This is a genomic window from Pedobacter sp. ISL-64 (assembly GCF_018613605.1).
Taxonomy (GTDB): Bacteria; Bacteroidota; Bacteroidia; order Sphingobacteriales; family Sphingobacteriaceae; genus Pedobacter.
Window position 1 is genome coordinate 392043 of the sequence record NZ_JAGGPU010000010.1, and the last position, 21246, is coordinate 413288.

The window sequence follows — 21246 nt, forward strand, 5'->3', positions numbered from 1 at the left end:
GTAACAAAAAACCTCCTCCGATAATAAATCGAAGGAGGTTTTTCTGTTTTTATCTCGGTCACTTATGCTTGAGCATCACGTAATCTTTTAATTTCATCATGCGATACTCTTAACGATGCTTTTTGGTCAGAGATTAAATCTCTGATATTTGAAGGAAGATCTTCTTCCTCTAATGCCATTTTATATGCATTTTGTGCCGCATCCTCTCCAAACTCGCAATTGTTTAAAACAGTTTTACGGTCGTGGCCGGTAAATAGCGCTTTAACATCCATCCAAGCCCTGTAAATTTTACCTGAATTGGTGGTTCCGGTTTCGATATCTTCGCCAAAGGCCGATACTTCTGTGGCCAAAGCCATTTTATATTTTTGGCTTTCGGCAATCATATTTAAAAATAGCGTTTTCAGATCGGCATCTCCATCCTTTAATTCCTGACGGGCTTTTTCATAACCTTCAATACGATCGTTATTAATTTGAACCAGATCGTTTAATACCTCTGCTGTTGCTGTTGTCGTTTTCATGTTTTTTTATTTTATAGTTTCGATGTATAAAAGCAACATGAACAATTAAAAAAAGGTTTGTCATTTTTTTTAATTGTCTACAACAGTGAGCTATATCAGCCTAATTATTTCTTTGAAAAGTACTGTGCCAGTTTTTCTTTAACAAAACGCCTAACACGGGTTACCATATTGCCTTTCCGTTTAATCAAAAAGCTTTTGATGGCTTTATATGCAATGGGGTCTTCGGCTATTGTGGTCGGAAACTCGACAATGGGCTTGGGGTTGATAATTACGTTATAGATATCATTTATTCCTGAGTGCACGCCAGTGCCATCATGGCCAATATTGTTAACGAGTGATTGCGATGGGTTAAGTGTGATGCCTCCTTTTAAAAAGATAGAAGCATACCATCTAATTGCCCAGCTGTTGTTTTTTCCTTTCTTAAACTCTAACATCTGCTTCCAGAAGTTCATTTTATTGTCGATGGAAAATGCAGCTCTTTTCTTTTTATCAAACTGTTTTATAAGGATGTTAATGTCCGGTTCAAAGTTTTTCCATGCCCTTCCCCATGTGGCCCAACCCCAACTTGTGGCCGCCCTGTAGAAAAACGATTGCGAAAGTTGATCTGATTTTAGAGGATACATATAAGCTCCTATATGCATTACCCTTTCCTCTTCGCGGTAATGGTTTAAAGCATTATTGAAATAGGCTAAAGTATGGGGAGAGGTAACCAGATCATCTTCAAAAACAATTACCTGATCGTATTCTGCTATTAATTGGGTTACACCTGCAATTACCGAATTGGCTAAACCTGCATTTACCTTGCTTTCGATTACTTTAACCGATTTAAAACCTTCTGCTTTTTTGATGATTTTTCTTACTGCAGCAACTTTTTCTTTATCCTGATCTGTTTTGGCACCATCGGAAAAGATATATAAATGGCTTTGTGTAGCCAACTCATTTTGTAGCAAGAATTGTAACGTACGCTCGGTGTGCTGCGGGCGATTGTATACGAAAAGCGCTATTGGGGCAAGGTTTTGCATTTTTGTTTTTTATCAATTAAGTCTATCAATAAACTGCTCAGTTTCTCCGTCATTTCGACTGGAGCAACGCGGAATGGAGAAATCTTTAAATTATGTTAAGAATCAAGGTATAAGATTTCTCGACTTCGTTGCACTTCGCTCGAAATGACGAGCGCCCTACTCCTAAAATATATGTAGATTAGTGTCAGACTTTCTTGTTAACACTGTATAGGCATTGGCAAACTGTTCTTGCTTTTTCTTCCCAAACAAGTTACCTAAAGTTTTTTTAATCCGGTATTCCAGTTCGATTTTTAATTTTTTAGAAAAAGTTTTAGGTGCTTTTCTATTGATAAACTCATTAAACTTTACCGTTTCTGGTGCAGTCATCGAAACTTTATCTTCTAGAATTTCTAAACCTTCGCTCTGCAGCAAGAACCTCAAGGAAGTTGGGGTGTACATGTTAATGTGCCCATAATCCAGAAAATGTTTCATTCTTTGGTCTACACCAAAGCGATAATCTTTAGGGACTTCAACAACAATATATTTTGCTACCCTTTTCAATTCACGGATCAGGATCCTTTCGTGTTCTACGTGTTCTAAAACGTGCGCAAGAATAATCAGATCAAAAGCATCATCTTCATAGGGGATTTTATACCCATCAAAAGTTTGTGCTTCTTTTAAACTGGCGAGGTTGCGGTCTTTTATAATGTCGACACCACTTTGTGCAATTTCTAAAGCATACAATTCTGGTGCGAAATGCCATTCATTTAAAAAATGTAAAATACTGCCATCTCCGGCGCCAACCTCGAGCACTTTTTTAGGCTTTAACCCTTTGCAAACATCAACAATGTTCTGTGCTTTATATTTTGCGCCAAGCATTCTCCATGCTACATCGCTATTGGTATAAAAATTATCGTAGGCCGTTTTTACTTCTTCGCTTAACATGATGCTTACTGATTTAAATACCTAAACAATTATCCTGTTTATAAAAAACTGAGGTTGCTTTTTCGTAAAAAAGGCCCGGTGAAATCCCACTGAAGCTGATTTCTTTGAAACCTTGGGCCTTTAAAAGCACACGGGCAGGATTATAAACTTCACGTTCACTATCATCCAAAACTAATACTCCGCTTTCTGATAGTGCATCAACGCTATACTTACAACAGTTTACACGGTCGCGACCATCAACAATAATAATATCGAATTTTTTATCGAGCAAGGTTGCTTTTTTGGCATACTCCCCATCTTTTTCCAAATGGCAGAATATCATCTCAGCATTGGCCGGACTTGTATTTTTTACTTTATCAAACCAACCTTTATCGTGCTCCACAGAAGTTACCGAGCCAGCTCTTTCAGCATAAAAAATAGTAGAACTGCCAGAGCCGTATTCGAAAATATGCTGTGTTTTGTTTATGCGTTCTTTAATAAAATCGATAAACGAATAGGTTACCCATGGCAATGCCTTTCCTTGCCCGTCTACGGCCTGTTTTTTATCAAAAGCCGTGAACCAGCCAATGCTGTTCAGGTAGCCTTTATGTCCGTATGATAACAATGCCTTAAGCCTGCTTGGCTTTGCAACTAATGTGGTTAATGCTTTAAGAGTACTCAACGTTTAAATATTTTTTGAAATGCGGTGACCAAAAATAATGATTTTAACATCATTATACCTTGTTGACGAAGTTTAGGAATAAATAGTATAAAAAAGGCTGAAATAAAGTATGCGATTACTGTAGCTATTGCTGTACCCATCATTCCCATTCTTGGGATAAGGATAATGTTTAAAATGATATTTACAACCGCCCCTATTCCTGTTCGGATAAAAGTTAGGCGGCCAAAATTTTCTGCTATTAAATACTGTCCGCTTGCTACACCAAGAAATATGAAGGCAGAACCCCAAACATGAACAGACAAAACAGGTGCGGCATCAGCAAATTCTGGTTTAAAATAACTATAAATGAACGGCGAGGCAAAAGTTATAAAAATGGCAAAACTTAAGCTTAACCAAACCATTAAATCGTATAAATTCTGAAGTCTCTTCTGATAACGTTCCTTATCGTCTCTCCTCGCATTTAAAATTGCAGGAAAGAGTGATGAAACGATAGCAACAGGGACGAAGTTTAAGGCCTCGCTAAAGTTGACCACTGTTGCATAAGCACCTGCTTCGGCTGTCCCTTTCGCGCCTAAAATCTGCTTAAGCATAATCTGATCAATTTTCATATAAACTGAAACCATTATGCCAGAAATGATCAGTGGCCATGAAAGAGAGAAGAGTTTTTTAGCCAATGTTTTTTCAAATCTCCAATTCAAGATACTTCTATTTTTTCTGCTATAGGTAATAATATAGCCCATAGAAAGTAAAACGGTATCAAAAAGAAAAGCAAAAAAGAAATAGCTGATTGGCGAATTTGTGTAGATTAAAATAATTTTTATTGCAGCAGAAACTAGATTCCCAATAATCTGCACCTGCATAATGTATTTGGATTTTACTTCTGATTGAAAATAAGAATCGATTACTGTAAAAGACTGAAATACACCTACAAACGAAAGCAATAATATGAATTGATATTGGATGTCCTCAAGTGGATAAATGAGCCATGCAAGTGAAATTAAAGGAATGCACATAAAACCTGCAAAAGCTTTCAACCCAAATGCTGTGCCTAAGATCTGATCCCTTTTCTGCGGAAACTGGTGAAGTTCTTTTACAATAAACTGATCTAAGCCGAGCCCCGCCAATGCTGCGAATAAAAAAACATAAGCGATTGATGTAGTGAGAATACCATTACCATACGACAGCAAATAGTTTGCAACCGCGATATTCGTTAGCATTTTTATTCCTAAACTGCCAACTTTCCCGATCAAAAGCATTCCTGTATTTTTAAAATACTTTATTAGTGCTTCTTGGTCAAAACCTTTTATGGCGGGTAATTTCATTAACGCAAAGATGTAAAAAAATGTGCGTTAAGTTAGATGCTGAAAATTCAAAATATTAAGTGCATAATATATGTACTATTATTTCCCTTCACTTTTTGTTTCCAGCGCTTTTGTTTCGGTTGTTTTGGTTTCGGGTGTTGATACAGGAACGGTATTTACCACCGGGGCAGGTTTGCTGTTTAAAGGTGCACCTACAGCAATATCGCAGCGATGGTTAGGCTGGCCGTGAGGTGGGTTCAAACCCTTTCCTGTTTTTATCGCTACAGTTTGTTTCACTACAGCAGGCTGTGTGGTCACTACTTGTGTTGGTTTACTATCCAGCGGTGCCCCAATAGCTATGTCACATCTGTGGCCAGGCTCTCCATGTTTAGGATTAAGTTTTTTACTTGATGTATTTACTATAGGGGGCGCCGGAACAGTTACCGGTTGTGGAGTAGCGTTTTTTTGTGGTTGAACGGCGGCTGTTTGGTGTAATGGTGCGCCAACTGCTAAAGCACAGGTATGGCCGGCATCGCCATGTGGCGGATTGAAAATTAGGTTAGTTTTGGCACTTTGCGCTGCGGGTTGCGCAGTATTGCTTTTTTGAAGTCCCTGTATTCCCGTAGGTGTTGGAATAACAGCTTGAGCAGTTTCTTTCTTTTCGCTATTACAGGCGCAAAGTAGCGTTAAGGCTAACAGGTAAAAAGCGTTTTTCATGGGACTGAGATTAATTTACTCAAATATGGCGAAATTAATTTAAAAACTCTTTTCTATTCTTTCTAGCTGCTTGAGGTGATGTTTTAAATGAATTTCGATAAACCTTAGCCATTGTTTGGCACTTAAATAACCTAGCCGTGGGTGTTTTGTTTTACAATTGGCTTTTGCATGGGCAATTACAGGATAATTATCATCAAGACCTTTTTCAAACTCTAAAATAAAATCGAGGGCTTCTGTTTTGCTGATTTTTTTAACACGCTCGGCCAGTCTTTTCGGAACTTTATACTGTTTTGCCGGTGGTAAAGTGCCTAAAACCAAAATCAGTTTTACAATGAAATGTGTGGGTTTGTTTTCGCCTTTACCACTTGCTGCGCGTTCGAGCGCAATTAACGAGAGCAGGCTTGAATCGAAAATATGCGAATATACTTCGCTGTAACTCCATCCGGCAATGGGTGGCGTGGTTTGAAAAATATCCTCGGAATAGTGAGATAATTTCGATTTATAGGCATCGACAATTTTATGTATCGATGCCTTTATTTTTGGAGCCATCATTTAATAAAGATAAGCTGAATTACTGTTTCTCCAAATATTTTAAGAAGTCGTCTTTATAGTTGAAAAATTCGAATGTTTCGGCGATTGTAAAATAATTTTGTGGATCTGCAACCGTTTGATAGAGGCTTTTGGCAGTTTTTAAACGTTCAGTATCGAAAGTAAATGCTTTGAGTATGAGTTTGCATTGACTACTGGAAAATGAAGCTTTCTTATTTACTGCGTTGATGAGCCCCACCCTTTCATTATCAAAACTTGATTTTTTATAGCTGGTATAAAATTCTTGAAAAGCTTCAGGCGATAATAGCCTATAGTTTAGGTCAGCTAGAGTTGGTTGAATAGGGCCCGTATTGAGATCTCCCGTATAATCATAAAAATCATCTAGAGCGTATTGATTGTTGCGAAACAGGCTAAGTTGTTTAATTACATTAAGCCTGCCGTTATCGAAACCTAAAATGAGGCGCTCCTGTGCATTTACGTTAATCCGCTCTTTTAGGATTAATTTATCGCCCTGCATTATAGACAGCTCGGGTTTAGAATTATATACATCGTAAAAACGAAATCTGCCCGTAGCTGATCCCACCACTTCATCGTCTAAGTATACTGTATACTTACCCGGTTTGGTAATTTGCAGAAATACTTCGGCTGTACTACGGCTATTTTGAGCGAAACTTAGGGTAGCAAAAAGCATTGCCAATCCTAAAAAGATGGTTTTCTTCATTTAAATTAAGGTTTCATTTGTGTGTGTTTAAACTAATGCTAAACGAATGCCAAAACCAAACAAAAAAGGAGTAAAATCTAAAAAAGTTTCAATAATTCTTCGAGATGTACAATTTCTTTCTGCACATCACCAGGTTTTTCTTTCTGTAAAGGATTGAAAAATATAGCCTCCATACCAAAATTTAAAGCGCCATAAATATCAGCTTCTAGACTATCGCCAATCATAATGCTTTCTGCCTTTAAGGCTTTGGCTTTATCTAAGGCATATTCGAAAATAATAGGGTTTGGTTTGTTTACACCCACGTCTTCTGAGATAATTACGTTTTCGAAATAAGGATTAAGATTCGAGAGGTTCATTTTGGTTAAGGTTGTTTCCTTAAAGCCATTGGAAATAATATGGAGGGTATATTTTTGTTGTAGGTAGCTCAAAACATTTTCTGCCCCATCGAACAAATTGGTTTTGGTGGGTGAGATACTTACATAATCGTCCTCAAATTGATGAGGTACCGCATCAGGGTGAATACCTAATTGAATGAATGTTTTGTTAAACCTTTCCGATCTTAAAAAATCTTTGGTAATTTTTCCCAAATGGTAATCGGCCCATAGCTGATGGTTGTTTTCGGTATATGTTGTAATAAAGTCCGCACACGATTTTAAGCCAAGCTCCTCTAATTTATAGGTTTGGTATAGCTCATTTAATGTTTCTTCGGCATTACGGTCAAAATCCCAAATGGTGTGGTCGAGGTCGAAGAAAATGTGCTTTTTCATGAGTGATGATTTTCACAAAGGTAGCCTAATGATTTTTGATTTATAAATAATCGGCAACTTTTGCATTTAGCTCTTCAATAAGTTCTTCGTCCATATACTGATAATCATCTGGGATATGAAGCGTAATAATTTCCTTATCGCAGGTTTCTTCAGGAAAACGTTCAGTGATCCTTTGCTTATGCTTTTTCTCCATTACAAAGATGAGATCGGCCCAGATGATTAGTTTTTCATTGATTTTAATCCTGGCCGATTGGGCTGTTCCCGCTGACCTTACCTGATGATCGGGATGATTTTGATATATGGTTTCGGCAGTGGCACTACGCCATTTGTTTCTACTGCAGACAAAGAGAATGTTCACCGGCTCTGGACTTAAGACTTTGGACTAAAAACTAAACCTTCTCTCCGTAGGCCAGATCGCCTGCATCGCCAAGTCCAGGTACGATATAAGATTTACTGGTCATTTCTTCGTCGATTGCTCCCAGCCAAAGTTTTGCTTTAGGCAGATTAGCGCGTACATGTGCAACACCTTCTGTACTAGCTATTGCGGCAACGATATGAAGTTCTGCAATTTTGTAGCGGTTGATCAGTTCTTTACAGCACATCACCATGCTTTGTCCGGTTGCCAACATCGGATCGGCCATAATCAAAACTTTTCCTTCTAAATCCGGGGTAGAAATATAATCCATCTGGATTACAAAATCGCCGCTCTTCTTTACTTTTCGGTAAGCAGAAATAAAACAGCATTCGGCTTTGTCGAAGATATTAAGCAAACCTTGTTGAAGTGGCAACCCGGCTCGGAGTATTGTAGCTAAAACGGGCTGTTGAGTTAAAACCTCACAGGACGATACACCCAAAGGGGTTACGATTTCTTGAATGGTATATTCCAATGATTTGCTGATTTCGTAGGCAAAAAACTCACCAAGCCTTTCCATATTTTTGCGGAAACGCATCGAATCTTTCTGGATGTTCTCATCCCGAAGTTCGGCAATAAAGGTATTGGCGATAGATTTTGTCTTGCTTACATCAAAAATCATAGTAATGTTTCCGGTATCTTATAGGTTTAATCCAGTGGGACGTTTAATTACTAAAATTAGCAATTTTAAGCCGGATAAATTAAATTAAAATCAATTTCCGGCATAATCGAGCATTTCTTTAAAGAGCGATTTTAGTTTTTTGTATTTTGCATTTGAAGATATACTTTTTAGACTCCAACTGCTATAAAAGCTACCATTTACCACCTTCACCGCACCGATATATTGGTGTATTGTTTTAGTGGCTGCCTCATGTGTTAAAAACTGAAGAATATAATCAGTGAGGCAGTAAGAATTAACGATTAAAGGGGTTACTTTTTCGAGCTGAAGATCGTACCAGTTAAATGGTGTACAGGTTCCAGCCCTAAAGCCAGGTACATTACTATAACCCATAGAATAATCGGAAGTAATACCGGAATTAAGAATATTTAAATAGCAAATGGGGAATTTTAATACTTCTAACTGCTGACTACTTACAGGTGCAGGGTTTGGGTTGATTTTTTTGAGCTTAACAAGGCCTTCTTTAATCTCGAGCATTTTTTGCTTATCGCTGGCACAAGGTCTTAATAGTCCAACTGATTGATTGCTAAGTGTTTTTGAAACGCCATTTATCCTAATGTAATTTATCGGCACGTCAGGAAAATCGACAAAATAAAGAGGATTACTTTTTTTTGAAGAAAATAGCTGGTTTACTTCATCTAAAACCTGCTCATTATTAATCCCTACTCCTGTTAACCTATCAAATTTCGAGCTCAGGTAATTGTTATCTTTTTTAAAGATGGCACTGAAAATAAATTTGGTCCTATTTAATAATCCCTCGGGTAGGGTGGGCAACATATTGAAGTGAACGGTTGGCTGGTGCTGAAAATTCTTTTCGTGGAACTTAAAATGTGGATGCTTTTTTTTGATCAGACTTTTAATGATCAATGCCCATTCATCAATAATCGGTTTATCTAAAATCTTCCATTTATGCTGATGGCTTTTTGACGGCCTAAATTCTTCTTCATTTTTTTTTGGATAAAAATATTCCTCATACCGGCTTAATATAAAAAATGAGGCAGCAAAAACATCAAATGGCAAGGCAGATTGTGCAACCGGAAAAGGGGCCTGATATTCGCCAAAAGGAATAGTTTTTGGCTTAATTTCTTCTAATTTGTTGGAGAAGAGTAAAGTGGTACGCTTAAAAAAAAGTTCCTCACCCAATGGCTCTTCGCCATAACTGATTTTGACATGCTCGCTCTGTAGAAAATATTGGCTATTGCCTGTAAATTCCAATTCTGTTTTAAGAATATCTTTAAAAATAAAATTAAAGATATATTTTATCCGAGGCGTTAATATATTGGAGAAGATGATTAGATGCATAACTTATTTTAACAACACGGTATTTAAAAAAAGATTACAAGAAATATTTCTCAGCAGATATTAACCTAAATAATATTGCCTTCTAAAATTAACGGTAATTTAACATTGAGCCGTAATTTAATACAAAAATTACAATTAAAAGTTTGCTGTGAACTTTTTTTCAGGGTAAAGGATTTTTGTGCTTTTACGGTTAGGGCCTTTTACAATATGTACAATGCTCATCTGATCATCAAACATATCATATAAAATAGTGTTGCTCACCTCAACCGATTTTACGGACGGAATTTTCTCTACCTCAAGATAAATATTAGTAGCTTCATGATCGATCTCAAATCCGATGTAGTTCATTGAAGCCGCTTTGCCATTGGCTTTTAGCTGTAAATGAGAAAGTAGATATTTTTTCACCAATTCATCCATTGCCTTCTTCATATTCGGATTGCTCAGGTCGGTTTTCTGTTTGTATAATCTGGCTAAAATTGCCTCAAAGTCGTCAGAAAAGATTTTACAGCTTACTTCTAAGGTTTTATCCTTGGCATTAAAGTTTACTTCAGTTGTGCTTACATGCAAAGGGTGTTTTATTCCTGCTCCAACAGAAAAAAAAGCAACAAATAAGAGCAAAAAACTATATTTTAATTTACGCATCAACATATTAAATCTTTCCTTAAAAGGGCAAAGTTAACACATAATCTTCTACTTGTTAAATGTAATTAAGGTGTTATGTCCACATTGTTCTAAATGTAAGTGCCTGAAATTTAAGCGGGCAAATATTTTACTTAGTTTCTTATGGGATGGATGAACATGTGTAAGCTTAATATTAAAATTTTCATTGAGCCAATAGCTCATTTTAATGGCCAATTTTCTAAAACCCGATTCTTTTTTAAGTTCTTCCTGAAGATATTTCTCATTGTTAACCACAATAAAACCATATCCGTTTTTTTTGATCAAGTTGTAGATGCATTTTGCAAACCGGTAATCGTTAATGCAGTAGTACCAACATATGCGGTTAAAAATAATATCGAACTTGCCATGGGCTTCTTCTAAATAGCCCAATGAAAAATTTACTGCTATGTTTTGGTCCCGAGCTTTTGCTCTTGCTATTGTTAAATAATTCTGGCTGATGTCGTGCCAGGTAACTTTTGCGCCCCTTTTGGCAAATTCGATACTATATTGCCCGGGTCCGGCCCCTAGATCAAGTAGAGTTTTGTTTTCGAAACTGCCTAAGTGGCTTTTTATGATGTCTATAATTTTACTGTCTATTTTTTTGTATTCGTTTGCAGCATATTGTTCCGCAAAAACTTTTGGAACAGGATCGAAACCTTTTTCTGGTTTTTGTAAGTGATATTTAAGCCAAAGCATAGTGTTGAATAGAAGACCAATAGTTATAAGTACCAAGTTACTGTATTGGTTATGTATATTAAACAACAATTTATGTTTACAACTGTAAACCCAGTTGTTTGCGATAAAACTTCGCCAAAAAGCACTAAATAACTTAAAGAATAGTAACAAATTTGGTATTTAGACTTTTGTTTACAAGATATTTGGGGTTTTTATAATTAAAAATATAATTTTAGCTATTGTAAACTATTTCATTCTCAATAGTTAGCTTATTATTCATGCCGTTACAAGATTTTATCTTTTATTTTAAATTGGGCTGGGCGCATATCATCAGTGCCGATGCTTTAGACCACCAGCTGTTTATTTTGGCACTGGTTGCCATTTACAGTTATGTCAATTTAAAACAGGTGCTCATATTGGTTACGGCTTTTACCATTGGCCATTCCTTTACCTTACTTTTAAGCGTATTGGATATTATCCGGTTTGATAGTAAATGGGTAGAATTTTTAATTCCCTGTACCATTGTAATTACCGCAATCAGCAATTTGTTTAGAAAGAATTTCTCCTTAAAATCGATTAAGATCAATTATTTTTTGGCACTTGGTTTTGGTCTTATTCATGGAATGGGCTTTGCAAACTCCATCCGGATAATGCTGGCCAAAGATCAGGATATTGGCTGGGGCCTATTTGGGTTCAATGCAGGCTTGGAAGCCGGCCAGGTTTTTATGGTAATCATCATTCTTTTAATTACCTTTTTAATTTTTAATTATACCCGCATAAAGCGTATGAACTGGGTTTTATTTATATCAGCAGCCGTATTTAGCCTGGCTTTAAAAATGGCTTTAGAACGAATTCCTTTTTAATAAACCATATCATGAATAAACTATTTACTTTAACCGGCCTGCTATTCTTTTCTGGTAGCCTGGCTATGGCCCAAAATACTCAGAATAACCCAGGGAGTAACCATGGGAATAAGTTTGAGCAGTTGGGCACCATTTTACCAACACCTAATGAACAACGTACAGCCAGCGGAGCGCCCGGTGTTAAATATTGGCAGCAACGTGCCGATTATAACATCAAATGCGAGCTGGATGAAAAAAATCTGTTGTTAACCGGATCTGAAACGATCACTTACACCAATAATTCTCCTGATCCATTAACTTATATCTGGTTGCAGCTTGATGAAAACGAGCATAGCACGGATCGCAATGCGAATTACCAGGATGCGACTAAAATGCCTGCTACCGGAACCACTAAAAATTTAGATCAGTTAAGTGTAACAGGAAATAATGGTTTTGGTATAAATATTACCAAATTAACCGATGCAGCCGGTAAAAACTTGCCCTATACGGTTAACAAAACCATGATGAGGGTAGATTTGCCTGTAGCACTGAGAAGTGGGCAAAAATTTATCTTCAATATCGATTGGAACTATAAAATTTCTGACCGGATGAGTGTTGGCGGCCGTGGAGGGTATGAGTTTTTCCCAACCGATGGGAACTACCTGTTTACCATGACCCAGTGGTACCCACGCTTATGTGTATATAGCGATTTTCAGGGATGGCAGAACCATCAGTTTACGGGTAGAGGCGAGTTTGCCTTAACCTTTGGCGATTTTAAAGTTCAAATGACTGTTCCAGCTGATCACCTGGTGGGTTCAACAGGGGAGTGTATCAATTATAGCGCTGTTTTAAATCCAACTCAATTAGGTAGGTATAATTCTGCTAAAACTGCTGCTGCGCCTGTAGAAATACAAACCTTGGCTGAAGCTAAACTGGCAGAAACCAAAAAATCTACAGCAAAAAAAACTTGGGTTTTTAATGCGAATAATGTCCGCGATTTTGCCTGGACATCCTCACGTAAGTTTATCTGGGATGCCATGCCTCAAAAAATTCAGGCCAATAACAATACTGTAATGTGCATGAGTTTTTATGGAAAGGAAGCGTACAACCTTTACAGTAAGTTTTCTACCCGTGCGGTAGCGCATACCATTAAAACCTATTCAGATTTTACCATCCCATACCCTTACCCTGTTGCACAAAGTATCGAAGCTGCAAATGGAATGGAATACCCAATGATCTGTTTTAACTATGGCCGAACAGATACGGATGGAACATACAGCGAAAGCACTAAAAATGGGATGTTAGGTGTAATTATTCACGAGGTTGGACATAACTTCTTCCCGATGATTGTAAATAGTGATGAACGCCAATGGACCTGGATGGATGAAGGACTAAATTCTTTTGTTGAGTATTTAACTGAAGAACTTTGGGACAATAAATTTCCAAGTAAAAAAGGACCGGCATATACCATTGTAGATTACATGAAACTGCCTAAGGATGAGCTAGAGCCAATTATGACCAACTCTGAAAACATTACCCGTTTCGGTCCGAATGCATATTCGAAACCCGCTACCGGTTTAAATATCCTTCGCGAAACCATCATGGGAAGAGAACTTTTCGATTACGCATTTAAAGAATATTCGAGAAGATGGGCTTTTAAACATCCTGAACCAGCTGATCTTTTCCGTACCATGGAAGATGCCAGTGGTGAAGATCTGGATTGGTTTTGGAGAGGTTGGTTTTATGGAACCGATCCATGTGATATATCTTTAGATAGCGTGAAATTTGCGAAAGTCGATTTCCCTAAAGATTTACCAGAAGCCAAATCGAAAATGGTTAAAATTGATAAGCCCGCCGTTAATGCCTTTGAAGATATTTCGAAAATCAGAAACCGTGAGGATAAGAAAATTAATTTTTACGTAGATAAAACACCTGCAGCACAAGATTTTTACTACAAATACGATAGAGGAATGGTTACTGTTGATACCACTGTTGCTACTAAAACAGAAACCGCTGCAACTCTAGAAGCTGTTCCTTCAACAGAGCAGGACCAATATGGTAACAAATTTCTTTACGAACTGAGCTTTAGCAATAAAGGCGGCTTGGTAATGCCTATCATTATTGAGTTTACCTATAAAGATGGAACAAAAGAAATAGACCGTATCCCAGCGCAGATCTGGAGACATAATGAATTGAAAACAGCTAAGTTTTACGTTAAAAATAAAGAAGTAGCCTCTATTTTAGTAGATCCATTACGCGAAACTGCAGATATCGACACCTCAAATAACACTTGGGGCGGTAAAGCAAAAGAAAGTAAATTTAAAGTATATAAAACCAAAGCCGGTGGAGCAGTAAGGGGCCAATCGGTTGGTAAAAACCCAATGCAGGCCGCAGCGGGTAAATAGCCGCATTATTATCCTGAGCGATCGTCATTTCGACCGTAGTGGAGAAATCTTTTAATATAGTCCAAAGATCTCTCCACTCCGCGTTGCTCCGGTCGAGATGACGTCGATTTTTAGAATCTGTCAATCGGAGCTTGTCGAAGGATTGTGTATAGTTCATATGTGATAAAGCCCCTGACCTGTAGCGCAGCGGAAAGGTACGCAGTAAAATGAATTCAGGGTGACAACGCAGGAGAAGATCCCAGTTGAAGAAATTCAACGGGGAATTATTGTATCTGAGGTAAAATATTCACTAAAAAGTTTTTCAGGTTGACTACTGTTACATCATTTGATGTCACGTAAGTTTCACTTTTTGGAGTGATAATATATTTGTACTTTGGTTCAAGGTCCTTGGTACAGTTTATAAAGCCTTGAGATACTGTTGGTGCATTTGACAATTTAATTTCGATACACGCGAGCGGTGTAATTCCCTGTACAAGAACCAAGTCGCATTCTGCCCCTCTTTGAGTCCGATAAAAGAAAAGTTCTGTTTGTTTTTCTTTTATTTGATAAATCTGTTCAACTACGTAGCCTTCCCAGGAAGCTCCTATTCCTGGATGGCCAAATAAATCACTGTAGTTGGGGATATTTAATAGCCTATGAAGAATCCCTGTATCTCTGATATATGTTTTTGGCGATTTAACCAAACGTTTTTTGGCATTTACAAACCATGGCTGCAAACGTCTGATCAAGAAGCCACCTTCTAAAAAATCTAGATACCTGTTAACGGTTGGTGCGCTAACCCCTAACGATCTCGCAAACGATTCGCCATTAAATAGGTTTCCGTTTAAATGGGCAAGCATACTCCAGAAGTTTCTAAGCAGGGTTGGTGCTAAATCTACATTAAACATCTTTGCCAAATCTCTTTCCACATAACTCACAATAAAATCGTTAATCCACTCTTTGCTCTGAAAATCATCTTCCGATAGTAGTGATTCGGGAAACCCTCCCCGAAACCAATGCTGTTCGAAACTTAATTCATCTGGCAGCTCAGTTAATCCGATGGGGCATAACTCATTATACGAAATCCTTCCGGCTAGTGTCTCGGAAACACCCTTAACCAGTTCCGGAGATCCTGATCCAAGTAAAATAAATCTACCAGGTGTTCTTTTCGCATCAATTAAAGGGCGCAGTAAAGAAAACAAAGTAGGCAATAGTTGAACCTCATCAATAATTACAGTATGATCTTGCAAACCTTCTAAAAAAGTATAGGCATCGTGTAACTTTGCAATATCCCTTGGGTTTTCCATGTCCAGATAGATATAGTCATTACTTAACCTTTTTGCCAAAGTTGTTTTTCCGACTTGCCTTGGACCGAGGATCGCAATTGCTGGCGATTTTTTTAAGCGACTTATTAATTGTGCGGCGAGATTTCTGGTAACTAACATATACAAATGTATGCTTTTGTGTTGTAAATCAAAAGTTATACTTTTGATTTACAACATTGATGCCCTTTTATAGAGTTTGTTATCAAATTTTTGTTTTATGGCTTATTGCATTTAAATAATGGATAAAAATGCATAATTACTAACCTTTCTGACATTCTCCTGTTTTAGACTTTGCGGCCTAAATCGTATATTTCCTCCCAGCCGTTTATGTTTTTGTAAGCGGAGGAGAGAACATTAAAATTGATTTAAAGATCAATTTTAACTAAGTTTGATTTACCCATGAAATTTAAAATCACCTCAGAATATCAACCCACCGGAGATCAGCCGAACGCGATAAAACAATTGGTAGATGGCGTAAATGCCAATGAACATTATCAAACTTTACTAGGCGTTACAGGATCGGGGAAAACATTTACGGTAGCCAATGTGATCGAACAGACGCAAAAACCTACCCTGATTTTGAGTCACAATAAAACTTTGGCGGCGCAGCTTTACGGCGAGTTCAAAAATTTCTTCCCTGAAAACTCGGTGAATTATTTTGTCTCTTACTACGATTATTATCAGCCAGAAGCTTTTATCGCATCAAGCAATACTTATATCGAAAAAGACCTGAGCATAAACGAAGAGATTGAAAAACTCCGGTTACGCACTACCTCTTCGTTAATGAGCGGTAGGCGCGATATTATCGTGGTATCATCCATCTCCTGTATTTATGGTATGGGTAATCCGGAAGATTTTTCCCGGATGGTTTTCCGTTTTGGCGTGGGCTTAAGGATTTCGAGGAATGCATTTTTGCATAGCTTGGTTGAGATTTTATATTCCAGAACTACAACAGACTTTAAACGCGGAACCTTTAGGGTTAAAGGCGATACCGTTGATATTTATCCTGCCTATCTGGATCATGCTTATCGCATCTCTTTTTTCGGTGATGATATTGAAGAACTTTCTGCAATTGATCCGGTTTCCGGAAAAACTATAGAGAAATTAGAGGATATGGCCATTTATCCAGCCAATCTTTTCGTTACCCCGAAAGATAGGTTCAATTCCTCAATTTGGGGAATACAGGAAGAGCTGGAAATCCGTAAAAACCAGTTAATTGCCGATCGGCATCTGTTGGAAGCAAAACGTTTGGAAGAACGCACCAATTTTGATATCGAAATGATGAAAGAATTGGGGTATTGTTCAGGTATCGAAAACTACTCCCGTTTCTTCGATGGAAGGCAGCCCGGCATGCGCCCTTTCTGTTTGTTGGATTATTTTCCTGAAGATTATTTAATGGTGATCGATGAAAGCCATGTTACCGTTCCGCAGATCAGGGCCATGTATGGTGGAGACAGATCGAGGAAATTATCTTTAGTTGAATATGGTTTCCGTTTGCCAGCTGCACTGGATAACAGACCTTTAAACTTTAACGAATTCGAAGCCCTTGCACCGCAAACCATTTATGTAAGTGCAACTCCGGCTGAATATGAATTGGAAAAATCAGAGGGTGTAGTGGTAGAACAAGTGATCAGGCCGACCGGTTTGTTAGATCCTGTTATTGAGATTAGACCTGCCATTAACCAGGTAGATGATCTTTTAGATGAAATTGACCTTACTATAAAGGACGGCGGGCGTATTTTGGTTACCACATTAACCAAACGTATGGCTGAAGAATTAACTAAATATCTTGATCGCTTAAATATCAAGACCAGGTATATCCATTCTGAAATTAAAACCCTGGAGCGTGTAGAAATTCTTCGTGGTTTACGTTTAGGAGAATTTGATGTGTTGGTTGGAATTAACCTTTTGCGCGAGGGTTTGGATTTACCTGAGGTTACTTTAGTTGCTATTTTAGATGCGGATAAAGAAGGTTTCTTAAGGTCTGAAAAATCGCTGATCCAAACCATAGGCCGTGCGGCCCGTAACGACAAGGGCCGAGTAATTATGTATGCTGATAGCATTACGGATAGCATGGCGAAAACCATATCAGAAACGAACAGACGTAGGGATATACAGATTGCTTATAACCTTGAACATGGCATTACGCCTAAAACTGTTGGTAAATCAAGGGAAGCGATTTTAGAGCAAACATCTGTCCTTGATTTCTCTCAGAAAGCAAGCGATAACAAAGCCAGGGCTTATGTAGAAAATGCCGAAATTAGCATTGCCGCCGACCCCATTGTACAATATATGGGTAAAGCAGAGCTGCAAAGAGCAATTGACACTACGCGTAAGGATATGCAAAAAGCAGCAAAAGATATGGACTTTTTGCAAGCAGCAAAACTGCGTGACGAAATGTTTGCCCTAGAGAAAATGTTTAACGAAAAATTCGGTAAGTAACGATTTGGTTTTATAGCATGATTTTCAGATAATTTAGCCTACAATTGCTCTAAACAAGTTATCTAAAAATCATTCAATGAAATCTTTTAAACTAGTAACACTGATCGTACTCAGTGTCATGGGGCTAAAAAGTCATGCCCAAAATGCTACAGCAATTTCCCTCCCACTTGGAGGTAATGCCTACAGTTCTCTACATCAGGATTCAGAAAGAACATTATCCAACAGGGGAATCATAAATTGGTCTAATCCAAAAGAATATTTTACAGCTTATTTTCGGGTTTCTAAACCTGGGACTATAACGGTGTCATTAAGCGATAAGCCTATAGTCGATGGGCAATCAGTTCTGGAATTCGCCATCAACAATCAATCTAAAAAGGTAAGTTTCGATGAAACCAAGTCATTTGACGGTAAGATTGGCGAGTGGACCATTAAAGATACTGGCTACGTTGCCTTAACCATTAAAGGAATAAGCAAAACTGGAGCGAAATTTCCTTCAATACAAACCTTATCCATTAGTGGAACAGCTACTGAAGGCAAAACGACTTATGTTAAAAACAACGAAGGCAACTTTTTTCATTGGGGCAGGCGTGGACCATCGGTTCACCTGAACTATCAACAACCTGAAAATGTAAACGCAGCGTGGTATTATAATGAGGTAACCGTGCCAAAAGGTGAAGATATTTTAGGCGCTTACTTTATGGCGAATGGATTTGGTGAAGGTTATTTCGGCATGCAGGTAAATAGTCCAACAGAGCGACACATCTTATTTTCGGTATGGAGTCCTTTCAATACCGACGATCCTAAAAGTATCCCGGAATCGCACAAGATAAAAATGCTAAGGAAAGGAGAAAACGTACATACAGGAGAATTTGGTAATGAAGGTGCTGGCGGTCAGAGCTACCTAAACTACATGTGGAAAGCAGGAAATACCTATAGATTTTTGTTGCATGGCGTGCCTGGAAAAGATAGCCTAACTACTTACACCGCTTATTTCTTTGCTCCCGAAATCAATAAATGGCAATTGATAGCCAGTTTTACCAGGCCACAAACTAAAACTTATTTAAGACGTTTCCATTCCTTTTTAGAAAACTTTTCACCTGTACAGGGCGACTTATCGCGGAAAGTTTTGTTTGATAACCAATGGATCTGCGATGATAAGGGAACATGGACAGAATTAAAATCTGCCCGCTTTACTACCGACAACACAGGAGCAAAGGGATATCGGATGGATTATCAGGGAGGAGTAGATAAGGGCGCCTTTTATTTAAAGAACGGGGGCTTTTTTAACGATTACAGCACACCAGGAAAAATCTTTACCAGAAGCACTACAGGTAAAAAACCTGAAATAGATTTCAGTAAATTACCGTAACACTCAAAATAATTATGGAATTTTGAGGCTTTAATCATTATTATATTACAGCACAAATGGACGGGCAAAACAGAAAAGACATTTATCCGGGATTAGAAGTCGGAATTATCTTGAAAAAAGATCAGCGGTCAGGAAATGTCACTTATGGCGTGGTGAAAGATCTGCTCACGTCATCGGCATTTCATTCCAGAGGGATAAAAGTTAGACTAGAAGATGGTCAGGTAGGCCGGGTAGCTGAAATTATTGAAGATTAATGCGGATATTAAAACCTTTATAGGCTTATTTACGTATTATATTTGTAATCAAAATGCAATTAAAGGCTCAGTAAGTAACAAAATAAATTTTATGACGTCTATATTTGTAACAACAGTAATTTAAAAAATGGCATTAGTAAAATTCATTTTCATCACAATATTGGTACTTTGGCTGATCAGAATGTTGATTAGGTTAATTCTGCCAATGCTGTTTAATAACCTGGCCAGCAAAATGCAGAGTCAGGCTACAGGACAGCAACAACAAAGACGGTCAAAACCTGAAGGCTCTATTTCGATAGATTATATGCCTCCAAAGCCTGATCAAAGTAAAACAGATAAACTCGGCGACTTCGTAGACTACGAAGAAGTGAAATAAAACTTAACCCTGAACTTGTTTCAGGGTTTTTTGTTTAAAAAGGCTGTATCCTATTGTAATTCAATCGAATTTGTCATGTTGTCCAAAGGACTCCTACGGCGAGCCTGTCGAAACGCCTTGTAAAACATTTAAAACGGGTCCTTCGACAAGCCTCAATAACAGATTAAAAGAGAGGTCGTCTTTCCCGCGCAGGGCGGGAATCTTAAAGCGCTTGCATTACGATTCCCAATCAAGTTGGGAATGACGAACCGCGAAACTAGTCATCAACACTCCGATGTATTTAAAAAATTCTAACCCCTCAGGATGACAATTCTATATTTAGGATATAGACTCTTTTTTGTTTGAATTCAAAAAGCAATAATTTAAAGTATATAGTTTAAGTTTATACTTTTAAACCTCAACCCGAAAACCAAAACTATACCAGCAACTATGAAATATTTTATTGTTTTTATCTCCTTGTGGATGGTAAGTGCGAAATGCTTTAGCCAGACAAAACAGGATAGCTTAGAAATCAAACGTGCAGTCCTTGATTATATAGAATCGCAGCATACCCCAAACCCTAAACAAATGGAGCAGGCTTTGCACCCAAGGCTGGTTAAACGCACGTTTTGGACGGATAAGGAAACAAACAAGGATTATGTTCGTGAAACGGCTGCAGAATCAATGGTTATCCTAGCTGAAAGTTATAACCGCAAAAAAGATAAATTCCCTGCTGTTCCAAAAAAGGAAGTTAAAATGCTTGATATTTCAGAGAAAACAGCCTCAGTTAAACTAATTGCAGATGAATGGATCGATTATATGCACCTTGTTAAATTGAATGGGGTCTGGAAGATTATTAATGTGCTTTGGCAATTTAATGATAGTGCGAGGCACAAATAGCGCATATTACCGTTCAGCTTGAAATTTGATTACCTCGTTTCTTTTCTCAATTAGTTTAAGCATATAATTTTTAAGAAATATTTTTTCTACAAGCCGGCCTAATAAGCCAAATGGTGCCTGAAACTCAAAAACATCAGTCATTTCTGTCTGAGAATCTATTATTTTAAACAGGTGTTGGTGGTGGAGTTTTTTAAAGGGGCCTTTAACCATCTCATCTACAAAGCGTGTTGGGTATTCCATTTTACTAATCTTATTTGTCATTTCGAATGGAATGCCAAAATGCTTGGCCCGCCAGGTAACCGATTCATGTAAATTGATCAAACCATCTTTCTTCCCAGCGATGGCTTTCTCACCGGAACTTTGCATAGACTGTAGATGAAGGTCGATACTTCTGGCCAGATCGAAACAGCGTTCAATCGGCGCATTAATTAATATCTTTAAAATAATTGTTGCCATTTTTAATTTAC

Annotated in this window: 23 protein-coding genes; 7 read left to right on the plus strand and 16 right to left on the minus strand. The window is 37.8% G+C overall.

Annotated elements, in window-relative coordinates:
• Positions 1 to 62 precede the first annotated feature (62 nt).
• The 14 genes from J7E57_RS15840 to J7E57_RS15905 form a co-directional block, all read right to left on the minus strand.
• The gene (locus J7E57_RS15840; protein WP_215165907.1) at positions 63 to 518 is read right to left on the minus strand and encodes a PA2169 family four-helix-bundle protein; all 456 of its coding nucleotides are present in this window, start codon (positions 516 to 518) and stop codon (positions 63 to 65) included.
• A gap of 104 nt (positions 519 to 622) precedes the next feature.
• Positions 623 to 1540: a glycosyltransferase family 2 protein gene (locus J7E57_RS15845; RefSeq protein ID WP_215165909.1), complete on the minus strand. Its 918-nt coding sequence runs from the start codon at positions 1538 to 1540 to the stop codon at positions 623 to 625.
• A gap of 162 nt (positions 1541 to 1702) precedes the next feature.
• The gene (locus tag J7E57_RS15850; RefSeq protein ID WP_215165915.1) at positions 1703 to 2464 is read right to left on the minus strand and encodes a class I SAM-dependent methyltransferase; all 762 of its coding nucleotides are present in this window, start codon (positions 2462 to 2464) and stop codon (positions 1703 to 1705) included.
• Between the two features lie 13 nt (positions 2465 to 2477).
• Positions 2478 to 3125 carry a class I SAM-dependent methyltransferase gene (locus J7E57_RS15855; protein WP_215165917.1) on the minus strand — a complete coding sequence of 216 codons (648 nt, stop codon included), beginning with the start codon at positions 3123 to 3125 and terminating at the stop codon, positions 2478 to 2480.
• On the minus strand, positions 3122 to 4447 hold the full coding sequence (locus tag J7E57_RS15860; RefSeq protein WP_215165919.1) for a flippase: 1326 nt from the start codon (positions 4445 to 4447) through the stop codon (positions 3122 to 3124). Before J7E57_RS15860 ends, J7E57_RS15855 begins: the two co-directional genes overlap by 4 nt.
• Before the next feature lie 78 nt (positions 4448 to 4525).
• Positions 4526 to 5143 carry a hypothetical protein gene (locus J7E57_RS15865; protein WP_215165921.1) on the minus strand — a complete coding sequence of 206 codons (618 nt, stop codon included), beginning with the start codon at positions 5141 to 5143 and terminating at the stop codon, positions 4526 to 4528.
• 39 nt (positions 5144 to 5182) lie between these two features.
• The gene (locus J7E57_RS15870) at positions 5183 to 5695 is read right to left on the minus strand and encodes a DinB family protein (protein ID WP_215165923.1); all 513 of its coding nucleotides are present in this window, start codon (positions 5693 to 5695) and stop codon (positions 5183 to 5185) included.
• Between the two features lie 19 nt (positions 5696 to 5714).
• Positions 5715 to 6413 (minus strand): DUF4476 domain-containing protein, encoded by a 699-nt coding sequence (locus J7E57_RS15875; protein ID WP_215165925.1) that lies wholly within the window; start codon positions 6411 to 6413, stop codon positions 5715 to 5717.
• Positions 6414 to 6490: 77 nt separating this feature from the next.
• Positions 6491 to 7180 (minus strand): YjjG family noncanonical pyrimidine nucleotidase, encoded by a 690-nt coding sequence (locus tag J7E57_RS15880; protein ID WP_215165937.1) that lies wholly within the window; start codon positions 7178 to 7180, stop codon positions 6491 to 6493.
• Positions 7181 to 7220: 40 nt separating this feature from the next.
• The gene (locus J7E57_RS15885) at positions 7221 to 7538 is read right to left on the minus strand and encodes a low molecular weight protein tyrosine phosphatase family protein (protein WP_215165939.1); all 318 of its coding nucleotides are present in this window, start codon (positions 7536 to 7538) and stop codon (positions 7221 to 7223) included.
• 31 nt (positions 7539 to 7569) lie between these two features.
• Positions 7570 to 8214: a uracil phosphoribosyltransferase gene (gene upp, locus J7E57_RS15890; RefSeq protein ID WP_029278839.1), complete on the minus strand. Its 645-nt coding sequence runs from the start codon at positions 8212 to 8214 to the stop codon at positions 7570 to 7572.
• Between the two features lie 90 nt (positions 8215 to 8304).
• A complete protein-coding gene (locus tag J7E57_RS15895; protein ID WP_215165941.1) occupies positions 8305 to 9573 on the minus strand; it encodes a DUF7033 domain-containing protein in 1269 nt (422 codons plus the stop codon).
• 135 nt (positions 9574 to 9708) lie between these two features.
• Complete coding sequence (locus J7E57_RS15900) at positions 9709 to 10215, minus strand: DUF6702 family protein (RefSeq protein ID WP_215165943.1); 507 nt, start codon at positions 10213 to 10215, stop codon at positions 9709 to 9711.
• A gap of 48 nt (positions 10216 to 10263) precedes the next feature.
• On the minus strand, positions 10264 to 10929 hold the full coding sequence (locus J7E57_RS15905) for a class I SAM-dependent methyltransferase (RefSeq protein ID WP_215165945.1): 666 nt from the start codon (positions 10927 to 10929) through the stop codon (positions 10264 to 10266).
• A gap of 257 nt (positions 10930 to 11186) precedes the next feature.
• Here J7E57_RS15905 and J7E57_RS15910 point away from each other — a divergent pair, with 257 nt between their 5' ends.
• Both J7E57_RS15910 and J7E57_RS15915 read left to right on the plus strand, forming a co-directional pair.
• Entirely contained in the window at positions 11187 to 11771 is a 585-nt protein-coding gene (locus J7E57_RS15910; RefSeq protein ID WP_215165959.1) for a HupE/UreJ family protein, read from the plus strand.
• Positions 11772 to 11782: 11 nt separating this feature from the next.
• Complete coding sequence (locus J7E57_RS15915; protein ID WP_215165961.1) at positions 11783 to 14155, plus strand: M1 family metallopeptidase; 2373 nt, start codon at positions 11783 to 11785, stop codon at positions 14153 to 14155.
• A gap of 263 nt (positions 14156 to 14418) precedes the next feature.
• On the opposite strand, the gene J7E57_RS15920 is transcribed toward J7E57_RS15915, so the two are convergent.
• Positions 14419 to 15579: an ATP-binding protein gene (locus J7E57_RS15920; protein WP_215165963.1), complete on the minus strand. Its 1161-nt coding sequence runs from the start codon at positions 15577 to 15579 to the stop codon at positions 14419 to 14421.
• Positions 15580 to 15858: 279 nt separating this feature from the next.
• Here J7E57_RS15920 and uvrB point away from each other — a divergent pair, with 279 nt between their 5' ends.
• From uvrB to J7E57_RS15945, 5 genes are all read left to right on the plus strand, one after another.
• Positions 15859 to 17901: an excinuclease ABC subunit UvrB gene (uvrB, locus tag J7E57_RS15925; protein WP_215165965.1), complete on the plus strand. Its 2043-nt coding sequence runs from the start codon at positions 15859 to 15861 to the stop codon at positions 17899 to 17901.
• 76 nt (positions 17902 to 17977) lie between these two features.
• A complete protein-coding gene (locus tag J7E57_RS15930; RefSeq protein ID WP_251029937.1) occupies positions 17978 to 19270 on the plus strand; it encodes a DUF3472 domain-containing protein in 1293 nt (430 codons plus the stop codon).
• A gap of 56 nt (positions 19271 to 19326) precedes the next feature.
• Entirely contained in the window at positions 19327 to 19524 is a 198-nt protein-coding gene (locus J7E57_RS15935) for a YwbE family protein (protein ID WP_215165967.1), read from the plus strand.
• Between the two features lie 127 nt (positions 19525 to 19651).
• Entirely contained in the window at positions 19652 to 19900 is a 249-nt protein-coding gene (locus tag J7E57_RS15940; RefSeq protein WP_029278588.1) for a DUF4834 family protein, read from the plus strand.
• 429 nt (positions 19901 to 20329) lie between these two features.
• Complete coding sequence (locus J7E57_RS15945) at positions 20330 to 20779, plus strand: nuclear transport factor 2 family protein (protein ID WP_215165969.1); 450 nt, start codon at positions 20330 to 20332, stop codon at positions 20777 to 20779.
• 6 nt (positions 20780 to 20785) lie between these two features.
• Here J7E57_RS15945 and J7E57_RS15950 read toward each other — a convergent pair whose 3' ends face one another.
• Complete coding sequence (locus tag J7E57_RS15950) at positions 20786 to 21235, minus strand: SRPBCC family protein (protein WP_215165972.1); 450 nt, start codon at positions 21233 to 21235, stop codon at positions 20786 to 20788.
• Positions 21236 to 21246: the final 11 nt, after the last annotated feature.